This is a genomic window from Xenorhabdus thuongxuanensis (assembly GCF_001908095.1).
Classification (GTDB): domain Bacteria; phylum Pseudomonadota; class Gammaproteobacteria; order Enterobacterales; family Enterobacteriaceae; genus Xenorhabdus; species Xenorhabdus thuongxuanensis.
In genome coordinates this window covers 14,770-27,301 of record NZ_MKGR01000030.1, presented here as the reverse complement: position 1 = coordinate 27,301, position 12,532 = coordinate 14,770, and the positions used below count along the sequence as shown (strand labels likewise).

Genomic DNA, 12,532 nt, shown 5'->3' with positions numbered 1-12,532 from the left:
GTTTTATCACCTGGACTCAGGAAACCATGGAATATGAGATCAATACATTATTAGCTGGTTATGGTGACCAATTTGCAATTAATTTCTCTTGAGGACTTAGCTTTTCCTTTTGTATTAGTGGTGAGCGTTTTTTTATTATCTAAAATATAATTCTTCAATTTATTTTTAAACCGTGACTTTATCAAACTTAATAAATGAAAGCAGCATATTAAAAAACATAAAATAAGATCACATTATTTACATGGAAAATTGAAATAAAACTCCCTCCTTAAATTTTTCCGACATTGCTTATTCCTCTGCCAGAGATTACTTTTAAAGTACATAACATTTTGTTAACGATAATAATATGGAGTGAAAAGTATGATTCTCGATAATTCATTCTTACATGAATATACCGGTACAGCATTATCACCGATTTTATTTCTTAAAAGGGCTGTATTAAGCAATGGTAATGATATAGCCATCATTGATGGAAAACAGCGTTGGACCTGGTATCAATATGCCAATCGTTGTGAAAGAATTGCTATCTCTCTGCAACAAATGGGGGTGGATAAAGGAAGTGTAGTCTCGGCTATTTTACCCAATATTCACGAATTGCTTGAATTACATTTTGCTGTTCCTTTGTCTGGTGGTATCCTCAATGCTTTGAGTACCCGAACAGATACAGCCACATTAAATTTTGTTTTTGAAAAACTGCATCCCAAAATATTATTCATCGACAAAAGTTATCTTTCACTATTAAATAATGTCTATTTCAATAATTCAATTAAGATAATTATTGTTGATGAAAACAACTCAGCTATTCCTGTATCTCCTGCCGGACATGAATTTATATCTTACGAATCACTGGTGACCGAACACTCATCAAAGACACTCTCATTTAGCCAAATTGACGAACAAGCCGCTATCAGTATCAATTCCACTTCGGGCACCAGTGGGCAACCAAAACTGGTTGTTTATTCTCACCGTGGAGCATTTTTAAATGCTATTTCCAATATCCTGGATTGGGACATGCCCAAGAATCCCATTTTTTTATGGACTCTTCCCATGTTTCACTGCAATGGTTGGTGTTTCCCGTGGACAGTTGCGGCACGGGCTGGCACACACATCTGCATAAGGAAATTTGATGCAGAAGAAGCAATGCAACTGATCCAGGAACATCACGTAACCCATTATTGTGGTGCTCCGATTATTCACTACTCTTTAGGCAAGATAACGCAAAAGCATAAAAAACATTTTGGTGGACGCGTTTATGGCCTGATTGCAGGCGCACCACCGACAGAAATGATGTTTTCATTGCTGGACGAGGTCGGTATCAGTGCAACGCATGTTTATGGATTAACCGAAACTTATGGTCCTGTAGTTGTTTGTGAAAATAAGCATGAATGGAAAGCACTACCAGAATCAGAAAAAGTATTAAAACGGATGCGTCAGGGAATTGTTTCTAATTTACAAGGGCAGGTGAGCGTTATTGATAAAAACAACTCAGCAGTTCCTTTTGATAGCAAAACCATCGGCGAGATCGCTATTCGCGGTAATATCGTAGCAGCTTATGATCCTGTACGTCATGTTATACCGGAGATCACCAATCAATGGTTTTATACTGGTGATTTAGCCGTCGTCGATCCTGATGGCTATATTAAAATCATCGATAGAAAAAAAGATATCATTATTTCCGGTGGTGAGAATATTTCCAGTCTTGAGCTGGAAAATGCCCTGTCCAGTTATCCGGGGGTTTTGGCTGCCGCTGTTGTGGCAAAACCCGATCCCTATTGGGGAGAAGTTCCCCATGCTTTTATTGAACTCGACGGAAATGCATTAATCACGGAGCAAGAGTTAAATGATTATATTTGTACAGTAGTAGCACGGTATAAACGCCCCAAAGGATATACGTTTTTAACTTTACCGCGAAATGCCAATGGCAAAGTGGTAAAAGATCAATTGAGAAAACGTGTCAAAGACTGATATAACCAGCATAAAGATAATAACGATAAATTAATCCATTGGACTTAATTTATCTGTTTAAAGACGGCGCTATTACGTGCGGCCTTTCTAACGCCGGCAGACTGATCCCACTGCTTGCTAATTTCCCCATATGGCAATACATAGAGCAGGCTGCATCAATCAGGGACATAGCCATGGCCGCACCGCTACCCTCACCAAGACGCAAATCTAAATCCAAATAGGGTTGCAAATTCAAATATTGCAACGCCAGTTTCGTACCTTTTTCTGCCGACATATGGGAAGGGATGCAATAATCCCGTGCTATGGGGGATATTTGACATACGGCTAATGCAGATGCATAGGACAAGAAACCATCAAGTATCACAGGTACACCAGAAGCTGCCGCTCCCAGAATCACACCGGCCATGCCGACAAGCTCAAATCCTCCCACTTTTGCCAATACATCAATGGCGTTTTTATTATCTGGCTGATTGATGGCAATAGCCTGCCGTACAATGGATTGTTTATGTGCCAGCCGCTCAGAAGGTAAATTAGCGCCTAACCCAACCACATCACAGGGATCATTTCCTGTCAGGACACTGATAACGGCGGCTGCCGCAGTCGTATTGGCAACCCCCAGCTCCCCAATACCAAATACCATTATTCCTGCCGCAATGCGCTGTTGAACCAATTGTGCACTTGCCAGCAACAACATTTCAGCGTGTTCATAATCCATCGCGGCCTCTTTAGCAATATTGCCGCAACCCCGTGCTATTTTAAGGGACAACATGTGTTCGATAGGATCACAATCTATGCCAATATCCACGGGCAAGATATGTGTTCCGCTGTTTTTTGCCAGCACACAAACACCGGTTAACCCTTTCAGCATATTGCGTGCCTGTATGGCCGTAACGTTTTTAGGGGAAATCGCTACGCCTTCGTCATATACACCATGATCAGCACACATGACGATAACCTCTTTTCGCAGGTTTTGTAGACCCGCAATACCAGGCATACCCAATAGTTGTATCGCCAATGCTTCAAGGCGCCCCAAACTTCCCAATGGTTTGACTAAGCTATCAATGTGCTGTGCCGCTTGTTCCATCTTTCCCCGATCCAGAGGTTGAATCGCATCAATCAATGATTGTAGTGTCATGGTTATCCATCCAATTGACATTCTGCCTGAGCGTAAAATGCCCGCGTCACATCTGATTATTCTCTCCTGATTGACTTTGTTTATTGCCAAATCATTGCCATCAAAAAAACAATTTCCCCTACCTCAATGGAAGCCCCCAGCATATCGCCAGTTTGTCCACCAAGGCGATAATTGAAATAGAGGGCAAGTCCGTAAACCACAAGCAATGACACCATCATTGCCGACAAGGTTTGCCAATTCCCCAATGCCATCACCAATACAACACCAACCAACAAAGTCAGCATCGTTGCAGAAAAGCTAATTTGGCCAATATAACTGCTTCCCATTCCCTCACCTTCACGGGCGTCACGTTGTGCATACATTAAAAGCACCACGGCTGTACGTCCGACAATCGATGCACAGGTCAACAGGGCAAGCAAATAGAGGGGGAGATGATAAGATAATTCAACGACAGCTAATGTTTTAAGCAAGATACAGAAAATTAACCCGACACCGCCATAAGTTCCAAGCCGGCTATCGCGCATGATCTCCAGCATTTTTTCTCGCTGGCGGGAAGAAAAAAGCCCATCACACGTGTCCGCCAATCCATCTAAATGTAACCCTCCCGTCAATAAAGCTAAAGCCAACACATAACCCATCGCACCAATATACATTCCCCCACCCGACTGGCTGATCAAAAGTGATACCAAGCCAGCCAAACCACCAACAATTAACCCAATCAATGGAAAATAGGGCACACCACGCCAATATTGACGAAAACCGACGCCTTCCGCCCACTTTTGCGGGATTGGAAGCCGTGTCATAAATTGTAGTGTGGCCCAAAAAAGGTGCAGTTTCATTTAATCTTCACTCCAATGCCCGAAACCATCAGCCAGACTTCTTTAGCCGCTTGTGCCAACTTTTGGTTAGCACGTCCAGCAATATCGACAAAATGGCGTGCCAATCGGTTTTCAGGTGTAATGCCCATCCCCAACTCGTTGGTCACTAAATATACTGGCATCGGACACATCAAGCTAGCATCAATCAGGTCATCGATCTGGTGATGGATAATCACCTCTAATGATGCGAAATCAAGTTTATCGGGTGATACACCACCCGATAAGTCAAACAACAAGTTGGCAATTAATGTGGTAACACATTCTAGTATAACGCCCTCTTGGGGTTGACGGTGCTGGCGGATAACAGAGCCTAAATTTTGATGACCTTCCCAGGTTCGCCAATGTGCCGGACGCTCCTGTTTATGTCGCTCAATACGAGCCGCCATCTCTTCATCTGTGACCTGTGCCGTCGCGATATATAACACCCGCTCGCACTGTTTAGCGAGCAGGCGTTCAGCGTAGGTACTCTTGCCACTGCGAGCTCCGCCTGTCACCAAAATCATGGCATAACTCCGCCAGATGTGTGTTCATGCATTAATTGATAAATCTGTGCGATATCCAGATGCTCACGCATACTGTCAGCCAACCTATTGAATTGTTTTTCTTTGTGCTGGAGGTAATTAAAGGCCACATTTTCCAGTGGAACATAGCCTTTTCTTATCCGCAATTGATTTAATAATGGGCGAGTAAACGTGTTTTGATCGAACAGACCATGCAGGTAACTTCCCATCACCAAACCATCTTGAGTAACAGCACCATCAAACCCGTTTTCTTCTTCACTATTTTTTTCCTCGCCATTGCGCCAATGAATTTGAGCAAAAGGCGTTGCCTGCTGACCAAGCCGAGTGGCTCCCATATGGATTTCATAACCCGCAATCGGTTGTTCACTGCATAATTCCAGCACACCTGACAATGCCGGCACGACTACCCCCCTAACTTGTGCGGTCTGCTTTTCATTGGCAAATTCCGTTTCCGTATCCAATAACCCTAATCCTGCCATTTGGGTTAAGCCGGATTCCACCCTATCCACAATCTGCTTACCTAACATTTGATAACCACCACAGATCCCGATAATCGGCACATTTTTCTGATGAGCCGTGATAATTGCCGGCTCAAAACCCTGGGTTTTCAACCAGGCCAAATCTGCCAATGTATTCTTGCTGCCGGGAAGAATAATAAGGTCGGCTTGTTGCAGTTCAGAAGGTTTGGAGATATAACGCAAATGTACATCCGATTGAGCTGCCAGCGCATTGAAATCGGTGAAATTGGCAATATGGGGGTATTGGATGACAGCAATAACCAGACAATTTTCTGTTTTTTGCTGCTGACGATCATATTTACCCACCTGCAAAGCGACACTGTCTTCATCTTCCAGATCAAGCTCCAGCCACGGCAATACCCCCAATATCGGAACTTGTGTCAAGGCTTCGATCTGATCGATCCCTGATTGCAACAAAGAGACATCACCGCGAAATTTATTGATGATCACCCCCTTGATACGGGCTTTTTCTTCAGGTTTAAGCAAGGCTAATGTGCCGTAGATGGACGCAAATACACCACCACGATCAATATCTGCTACCAAAATGACCGGAGCATCCACTAATTCAGCCATCCCCATATTAACAATATCGCGATCACGCAAATTGATCTCTGCCGGACTGCCCGCACCTTCTAACACCATGATATCCGTTTCTGCTGCTAACCCGTTATATGCCATCAAAATCTGCTGGAGCAATTGGGGTTTATATTCGTGATATTCCACCGCATTCATGCTACACATCACTTTCCCCATAAAAATTACCTGAGCCTTGCGATCGCTGGTGGGTTTCAACAATACCGGATTCATACGTACATCCGGCATAATTCCCGCTGCTTCCGCCTGAAATATCTGCGCTCGTCCCATCTCTTTGCCATCTGCGGTAACCCCAGAATTAAGCGCCATATTTTGTGATTTAAAGGGAGTGCAACGATAACCATCTTGGGCAAATATCCGGCAAAATCCTGCTACCAGCACACTTTTACCTGCATCAGATGCCGTTCCCTGAACCATCAGCGATAATGTCATTCTATTTCCTCCCTTATTTCACCGTGTACTTTTACCCGCCACCGGCATACCACTATCATTCACTTTGATAACTGCCAGTTTTTATTAACCAAAATCGTTGAAAAATAAGATAAACCTTTCCCCCACTCCTTTTCACTGAAAGACAGTGTGGCGAGATCGCACCAGCACCGCTCAGTCGGCAAAGTGGCATCAGCCATCATCAGTGCATGTTCTAATAGATTGTGACGTTGCAGCAGGTCACGGATCAGGGGAAAACGCGAATAGACTTTCATCAGGACAATGCAGTCGTGATTGAGTAATGCTTGCTCTAAGACAGCTTCAGAAGCGGTACAGGAAATGACAGCCAACGTTTGATCTTCCATCGCCAGTGGCATCGCACTGGCTGCGGCAATGGCAGAAAATGAGGTGATCCCCGGCACAATTTCCAACCATGAGGGAGAGGCCATCGGTTGCGATACCAACCGCTGCAAAAGAAATACCCATGTACTAAACAGCATCGGATCACCCAAAGTGATAAAACCGACTTTCCTGCCATTAGCCACTTCCTCTTTCAAAGCTTGTGCCACTTCATCCCACACTGCTTGTTTTGCTGCCATGTCGGCTTTCATTAAAAAATGGTAAGTGCAAACTTCCGTTTTCGGCGAAAGGTACTCTTCAATGATGGAATGAGCGAGACTCTTAGCGCCTTTTTTTCCCGTTGGGGTATAGATCACATCAAGCTCAGAAAGAATACGCGCTGCCCGTACAGTCATCAGATCACTGGCACCTGGACCAACGCCCATAACATACAATTTTCCTGCTGTTGCGTTCATAAGGCTTTCTCCTGATCATTTAGCGCGTAAGCAAGGTGATCGACAAACATCTGCCGAATCATCGGGTTTTCCCCCAATCCCTGTAACCAGGGGATCGCGACGATACCCGCATTCTCTAACTGTGATTTCCAGGAGTCTTCTTCATTTGAAGCCATATCATTAGTGGCATGATCGCCTGCCACCAGCATCAATGGCATCAGATAAGCCTTGCGGATTTTTTGCTCTTTTAATCCCTTGATGATCAGAGGAAGTTCGGGATAACTTTCCACCGCGCCTACCCGTGCCGGAAAATGGTAGTGGCTCATCAGGTGATCCAGACAGGCGTAAGCAGAAAAAGCAGGGTGGGTTGTACCGTGCCCCATAAAAACGACACATTCATTCTCTGCCAACCGAGGAAGCTGGTGGTGCAATGCCTGCATCAATTGCAGGTAGTCATCAAAGTGGCTAAGTAGAGGTGTGCCCAGCACCAACCGCTTAAAACGAGGACGAAATTTCTCAACTTCACGCCGCACTTTTTCATACTCATCGCCATTAATGATATGCAGGCATTGAACAGCAACATCGTTATAACCTGTGTGATGCAATCTGGTCAGTGCATCATGGGGAGTATCAATGTGAATGCCATCGCGTTGGCGCAATTTGCGAATGATCATGCCAGAGGTAAATGCCCGAAATAGTTTCCTGTCTGGAAATACTGAGGCCAATTGCTGCTCACAGGCTTCAATATTGTTTTTCAGCGTTTCGGGATAACTGGTTCCGAAACTTATCACCAATAATGCTTTTTTCATTTCGCTTTTCCTTATTGGTTTATTTACGCACCAAAATTCGCCAATAACTGTGCCATCTCTTCCAATCCGTTGGCCTGCGTGATCCTCTCACCTGCAAATTGTTGCCTTGGGCGACAGAGCACGATGCAGGGCAGCCCAAGGAAAAGGCAAGGCTCCACTTTTTCCCTGAACCCTCCTTGCTCACCAGACTCTTTGGTAATGACGGCCTCCGCCTGACAAAATTGGTAAAATGCCCGATTGAAATCGGCACTGAATGGGCCTTTCAGGGCAAAAATCTGATCGACTGACAAACCGCAGGATTCACACATCGCCAAAACTTCTGCGGTTGGCAACACACGAGCCAGCACAGTTTTTCCTTTCAGTTGAGCCATATATTCGGCCAATTGCTTACTGCCAGTTGTCAGCAAAATACGGGTTGCCAAATTGGTTGCTATTTCACACGCCTGCTTAATGGTTGCTACTTTATGGATGAGAGGATGTTCAACAGCATCAATATCGCTGGGGCGAATGTAACAAATCAGAGGGATACCTAACTTTTGGCAAGCACTAACAATGTTTTGACTCAGCCGTTCAGCATAAGGATGGGACGCATCAATCACCATTTTCGTCCCTCGCTTTTGCAGATATTCAGCCATCTCTTCGGCTTCCATCCTGCCAGTAACAATTTCACCGCGAACACCCATCGCCTGCTGTGCTCCCGCCGGTGTCGCCACTGACAAGCCATAATCTATGCCGGCAATATCCATCATCGCGCAAATCTGGCGGGCGTCGCTCGTACCGCCAAAAATGTGAACCAATGGCCGTTTCATAGCTTATACCCTCTCGGTGTGATCATCAGCCCATCACGTATATACGTTGACTGATTGCCCACTATCACCAAACTGCGCATATCAACACGGGAAAAATCCATTGAGCCAAAAGTCGTCAGCCATTTATCCTCATGTTTGCGCCCTGCCGCTTTCACCACACCCACGGGAGTTTCTGGTGCTTTCCACGGAGCCATCAAGGAAAATGCCCGTGCCAAATGTTCTTCCCGTCCGCGACTACGGGGATTGTAGAAACAGACCACAAAATCGGCTTCTGCCGCAGCCTGCACCCGCTTTTCAATCACCTCCCACGGGGTGAGCAGATCGCTTAAGCTGATATGACAAAAATCATGCATCAATGGCGCACCAAGCAAGGCAGCGCAAGCCGTACTTGCCGTTACTCCCGCCACCAGCCGAACTTCTACATTCCGCTTTTGCTGGCTGACCAACTCCAAAATCAAGCCAGCCATACCATAAACACCCGCATCACCGCTACAAACTACTGCTACATTTTTACCCTGCTCTGCCAGCTCAATGGCTGTCTGGCAGCGTTCAATCTCTTTGCACATGCCGGTTTTGATAATTTCTTTATCGCCTACCAGTGGTTTCACCAGATGGGTGTAGGTTTTGTAACCCACCACGATGTCAGCCGCTTTCAATGCAGCAATCGCCTCCTGTGTCATCATGGCTTCGCTGCCGGGACCTATTCCAATGACAGTTAACATGGATGCAATACTCCTAATGTGATGGTGACGCCCTGCTCACGCAGGGTATGACCAACCAAGTGCCCCTGGCTCATTAGCCAGGCTACCGGTTGGGAGACACAGCCTATGCCCACCGTTTTTCGCACAAATTCAGAAACCGGAAATGTCTGTTCACACTGGGCAAGCTGATTAACAGAGAAGATTTGGTATGGAATTCGACGCTCTTGTGCCAATTGGATTAACGCCGGCTCGTTTTTTTTCAGTTCGACACTGCCGACGGTTTTTAGCGCCAAAGATTCAAAGTTATGTTCCGTCAGATGGCGATCTAATAATTTTGCGAGCCGTTCCGCTTCCACTCCCCGCCGACAACCAATGCCTGCAACGATACGGCGTGGAATTAATTTAAAAGTGGGGATTGCCAGTGCCAGATTTGTTCGTTCATAGCTGATGTATACCAGAGCATCCAGCTCAAGCCGATCTTCCAGAGATTCAACTGGAATGAATCCTCGCGTGTCATAGCGATCTTTTTCATCACTCAAGTTGGGATGCCACCAAATTCCTACCCGCTTGCCATTGACCAGCATTTGATTAACGGTTTTGACATTGGTACGGAAATTCTCCATTGTTCCATCAATTTCTTGCGATAACAGATCCAATGCGGCGATCTGGTTAACATCGGTTGCAGTAGTGATCACCGCCTGACCATCGAGAATATCTGCGATCTGTTGTGCCAGTTTATTTGCACCCCCCATATGCCCCGACAATAAACTAATAGCAAACTGCCCTTTTTCATCCAGTACGACAACCGCTGGATCGGTCATTTTGTCCTTGAGCAGCGGGGCGATAACCCGAATAGCGATCCCCGTCGCGCCAACCATGATCAACGCACCATATTGGGTGAATACCTTGCGTACCGTATTGGCAAAACCACCTTCAAATACCCTGAACCCGCTACTGGCATCCGTAAATTCACTCTCCACCAATTCAGGGGAAGTGAAACAATCCATCGCTAAATGGGTTCGCAAACGACGAGCCAACGCCATGCCCCCTTCTGTCAGGCAAAACAAGGCATATTCTTTGTTAGGTGACATTGTTTTCGGTGACATTGTTTTCGGTGACGTGTTAGATGGCATTGTCTTAGGTAACCTAGTTTTAGGTGCTATTGCGTTAGATAATATTAAGTCAGGCGCTACGGTATTCATGGCTGAACCTCGCATCGTACAATTTTGAGTAGTGATACTCTTCGCCAAGAAAAGCACCCACTAGGATCAAGGCCGTTTTACGAATACCAGCGCTGCGTACCTGTTTAGCAATCGTCGCCAATGTCCCCCGTACTATCTGGCAATCCGGCCAGGTTGCCTTGTAAACCACGGCAACAGGGGTTTCCTGCCCATATCCTCCCTGAATTAATCGATCCACAACCTCTGTTATGTTCTGTACCGAAAGGAAGATCGCCATTGAAGTTTGGTGGGTGGCGAAGGCTTCCAGCGTTTCCCGTGGCGGCATTGGCGTTCTGCCTTCCATACGGGTGATAATCAAACTTTGCGCGACTTCGGGTACGGTGTACTCCACGCCCAACTGCGCAGCAGCGCCAAGAAACGAGCTCACTCCAGGCACAGAGACAAAACCAATAGCGTGATTTGCCAGTTCTTCAGCCTGTTCACGTATGGAGCCAAACAACGATAAATCTCCCGTTTGCAGGCGAACCACCAACTTGCCCGCTTTCACGCCATTCACCATCAATTCCGTGATTTCCGATAACGTCAACCTCGCGCTGTCATGGCATTCGGCATCTGCACGGCAATAATCCAGTAACTCCCGATTAATCAGCGAACCGGCATAAATCACCACTTGCGCCTGACGTAATAATTGATAGCCTTTCAGGGTAATCAGGCTCTTATCTCCTGGTCCTGCACCAACAAACCAGACTTTTTCAGTATCAAAACTGACGTTATCTATCTGTTCAGAGTTAATATATTCAGGCATTATCCTGCTCCTTTTGCTCAGACTCTTTCTGGCAGGACAGCAAATAAGTGGGATTGTTGGGCTTGAAATAATGTCCTTGCCCTAGTGCCGTCAGCTCTCCCACTTGGATTTCACGTCCATCAAGCGCTGTCACCCGACAGGATTTCAGGTGCGATAATGCTTGCGTGAAGTTTTCCAGCAGGATAAAAGTCATGACTAAACGTCCACCTGAGTTCAAGTGCAGCAACGCCCAATCAATGATTTCTGTCAGATGCCCACCCGTTCCGCCAATGAAAATAGCCTCTGCGGTACTGTCTAATGGTATAGGGGCAATACCAGACTGGATACGAATCCTATGACAGCCAAAATGCTGAACATTTTCAGCCAGCAGTAACAAGGCATCTTCCTTGCGTTCGATGGCAAGGATATCCAATGCGGGATAGCGCAATGCCGCTTCAATACTGACGCTGCCAGTACCCGCACCAACATCGATAAAACGGCGGGCTTTTTCCAGTTCCAATCGTTCCAATGCCAGCGCCCTAACCGCTTCTTTGGTCATGGGGATGCGATGACCGCGCAAAAACAGTTCATCTTTCATTCAGGTTCACCATTTAAAATCACCACGACATTCAGGCCATAATCAATGTCGCCGCGTTGCACGACCTGTTCCGCGCGCAAACAAATTATTTGCTCATGTTCATGGGATAAATTTTTACCAATCACCATGCGCCGCTGCTGCCTGCGCGCCAGAATTTCTTGCGCAATCTGGTAAGGGCCAATAACGTCATCCGTTACCATGGCGATTTTTTCGTGTTGCAGTAGCCAATCAAAATCTGGTTTACGTCCGTGGCTGCTGGTCAGGTAAATGTCGTTCATATCCAGCAAAATTTGGGCGCACAAATATTGGATTGAACTGATGCCGGAGATAATGCGGGTATTTTGTCCAGAAAAATGCTCAGTGATTCGTTTGCCGATGCCATAAAAGAGGGGATCACCTGAAGCCAGCACAATAATTTGCCGATGCTGATTCTGTTCAAGCCACTGCATCAATCCATCCACATCAGCATCCAAACGGCGGGTTTCTCCGTTGAAATGAGGAAATTCAGCGAGATGGCGCTTTCCTCCAACCAACACTTCCGCCTGTCTGATAGCTTCCAACGCAGCTAGTGTTTGGTTTGCAACGGCACCGGGGCCAATACCAACAACAGTGATCATCGGCAATCCTCCATAAAATCCTTCACTATTGCGTCCACAGGCCGATTGCAGCCCAAGACCTGGTTATCAAAAGAGAATAGAATGGCATCACACTGCGGCTTATAGCAGAATCAACATAACCTGACATATTCAATATGCTCTGTAAACAACTCATCAACTGAACATCTTTTTTGCCTCCTGATCGCTTTTGCTCCGCCCC

13 protein-coding genes are annotated in these 12,532 nt (G+C 46.0%); 1 reads left to right on the top strand and 12 read right to left on the bottom strand.

What is annotated here, in order from left to right:
* Window positions 1-360: 360 nt before the first annotated feature.
* Entirely contained in the window at window positions 361-1,965 is a 1,605-nt protein-coding gene (locus Xentx_RS15625) for an AMP-binding protein (RefSeq protein ID WP_074021331.1), read from the top strand.
* A gap of 49 nt (window positions 1,966-2,014) precedes the next feature.
* Here the strand turns inward: Xentx_RS15625 and cobT are convergent, their stop codons facing one another.
* The 12 genes from cobT to Xentx_RS15565 all read right to left on the bottom strand — a co-directional run bounded on the left by cobT (window position 2,015) and on the right by Xentx_RS15565 (window position 12,333).
* Window positions 2,015-3,100 carry a nicotinate-nucleotide--dimethylbenzimidazole phosphoribosyltransferase gene (gene cobT / locus Xentx_RS15620; protein WP_074021329.1) on the bottom strand — a complete coding sequence of 362 codons (1,086 nt, stop codon included), beginning with the start codon at window positions 3,098-3,100 and terminating at the stop codon, window positions 2,015-2,017.
* 80 nt (window positions 3,101-3,180) lie between these two features.
* Complete coding sequence (gene cobS, locus Xentx_RS15615) at window positions 3,181-3,939, bottom strand: adenosylcobinamide-GDP ribazoletransferase (RefSeq protein ID WP_074021327.1); 759 nt, start codon at window positions 3,937-3,939, stop codon at window positions 3,181-3,183.
* Window positions 3,936-4,481: a bifunctional adenosylcobinamide kinase/adenosylcobinamide-phosphate guanylyltransferase gene (cobU, locus tag Xentx_RS15610; protein WP_074021325.1), complete on the bottom strand. Its 546-nt coding sequence runs from the start codon at window positions 4,479-4,481 to the stop codon at window positions 3,936-3,938. Before cobU ends, cobS begins: the two co-directional genes overlap by 4 nt.
* Complete coding sequence (locus tag Xentx_RS15605) at window positions 4,478-6,043, bottom strand: cobyric acid synthase (RefSeq protein ID WP_074021323.1); 1,566 nt, start codon at window positions 6,041-6,043, stop codon at window positions 4,478-4,480. Before Xentx_RS15605 ends, cobU begins: the two co-directional genes overlap by 4 nt.
* Window positions 6,044-6,102: 59 nt before the next feature.
* Complete coding sequence (locus Xentx_RS15600) at window positions 6,103-6,855, bottom strand: cobalt-factor II C(20)-methyltransferase (protein WP_074021321.1); 753 nt, start codon at window positions 6,853-6,855, stop codon at window positions 6,103-6,105.
* A complete protein-coding gene (gene cbiK, locus Xentx_RS15595) occupies window positions 6,852-7,643 on the bottom strand; it encodes a sirohydrochlorin cobaltochelatase (protein WP_074021319.1) in 792 nt (263 codons plus the stop codon). The genes Xentx_RS15600 and cbiK overlap by 4 nt, the downstream gene beginning before the upstream one ends.
* A gap of 23 nt (window positions 7,644-7,666) precedes the next feature.
* Window positions 7,667-8,452 (bottom strand): cobalt-precorrin-6A reductase, encoded by a 786-nt coding sequence (locus Xentx_RS15590; protein ID WP_074021317.1) that lies wholly within the window; start codon window positions 8,450-8,452, stop codon window positions 7,667-7,669.
* Window positions 8,449-9,174, bottom strand: coding sequence for a precorrin-3B C(17)-methyltransferase (locus Xentx_RS15585; RefSeq protein ID WP_074021315.1), 726 nt, complete (start codon window positions 9,172-9,174; stop codon window positions 8,449-8,451). Before Xentx_RS15585 ends, Xentx_RS15590 begins: the two co-directional genes overlap by 4 nt.
* The gene (cbiG, locus tag Xentx_RS15580) at window positions 9,168-10,244 is read right to left on the bottom strand and encodes a cobalt-precorrin 5A hydrolase (protein WP_074021361.1); all 1,077 of its coding nucleotides are present in this window, start codon (window positions 10,242-10,244) and stop codon (window positions 9,168-9,170) included. Before cbiG ends, Xentx_RS15585 begins: the two co-directional genes overlap by 7 nt.
* 91 nt (window positions 10,245-10,335) lie before the next feature.
* Window positions 10,336-11,139 carry a cobalt-precorrin-4 methyltransferase gene (locus tag Xentx_RS15575; protein ID WP_074021314.1) on the bottom strand — a complete coding sequence of 268 codons (804 nt, stop codon included), beginning with the start codon at window positions 11,137-11,139 and terminating at the stop codon, window positions 10,336-10,338.
* Complete coding sequence (locus tag Xentx_RS15570; protein WP_074021312.1) at window positions 11,132-11,716, bottom strand: decarboxylating cobalt-precorrin-6B (C(15))-methyltransferase; 585 nt, start codon at window positions 11,714-11,716, stop codon at window positions 11,132-11,134. Before Xentx_RS15570 ends, Xentx_RS15575 begins: the two co-directional genes overlap by 8 nt.
* Complete coding sequence (locus tag Xentx_RS15565) at window positions 11,713-12,333, bottom strand: cobalt-precorrin-7 (C(5))-methyltransferase (RefSeq protein WP_074021310.1); 621 nt, start codon at window positions 12,331-12,333, stop codon at window positions 11,713-11,715. The genes Xentx_RS15570 and Xentx_RS15565 overlap by 4 nt, the downstream gene beginning before the upstream one ends.
* Window positions 12,334-12,532 lie beyond the last annotated feature (199 nt).

Excerpts from the sequence above, each read along its gene's own strand:
- Xentx_RS15570 (WP_074021312.1), bottom strand. The coding sequence starts at position 11,716 with ATGAAAGATGAACTGTTTTTGCGCGGTCATCGCATCCCCATGACCAAA.
- cbiK (WP_074021319.1), bottom strand. The coding sequence starts at position 7,643 with ATGAAAAAAGCATTATTGGTGATAAGTTTCGGAACCAGTTATCCCGAA.
- Xentx_RS15600 (WP_074021321.1), bottom strand. The coding sequence starts at position 6,855 with ATGAACGCAACAGCAGGAAAATTGTATGTTATGGGCGTTGGTCCAGGT.
- cobS (WP_074021327.1), bottom strand. The coding sequence starts at position 3,939 with ATGAAACTGCACCTTTTTTGGGCCACACTACAATTTATGACACGGCTT.
- Xentx_RS15605 (WP_074021323.1), bottom strand. The coding sequence starts at position 6,043 with ATGACATTATCGCTGATGGTTCAGGGAACGGCATCTGATGCAGGTAAA.
- Xentx_RS15565 (WP_074021310.1), bottom strand. The coding sequence starts at position 12,333 with ATGATCACTGTTGTTGGTATTGGCCCCGGTGCCGTTGCAAACCAAACA.
- Xentx_RS15625 (WP_074021331.1), top strand. The coding sequence starts at position 361 with ATGATTCTCGATAATTCATTCTTACATGAATATACCGGTACAGCATTA.
- Xentx_RS15585 (WP_074021315.1), bottom strand. The coding sequence starts at position 9,174 with ATGTTAACTGTCATTGGAATAGGTCCCGGCAGCGAAGCCATGATGACA.
- cbiG (WP_074021361.1), bottom strand. The coding sequence starts at position 10,244 with ATGTCACCTAACAAAGAATATGCCTTGTTTTGCCTGACAGAAGGGGGC.
- Xentx_RS15590 (WP_074021317.1), bottom strand. The coding sequence starts at position 8,452 with ATGAAACGGCCATTGGTTCACATTTTTGGCGGTACGAGCGACGCCCGC.
- cobT (WP_074021329.1), bottom strand. The coding sequence starts at position 3,100 with ATGACACTACAATCATTGATTGATGCGATTCAACCTCTGGATCGGGGA.
- Xentx_RS15575 (WP_074021314.1), bottom strand. The coding sequence starts at position 11,139 with ATGCCTGAATATATTAACTCTGAACAGATAGATAACGTCAGTTTTGAT.
- cobU (WP_074021325.1), bottom strand. The coding sequence starts at position 4,481 with ATGATTTTGGTGACAGGCGGAGCTCGCAGTGGCAAGAGTACCTACGCT.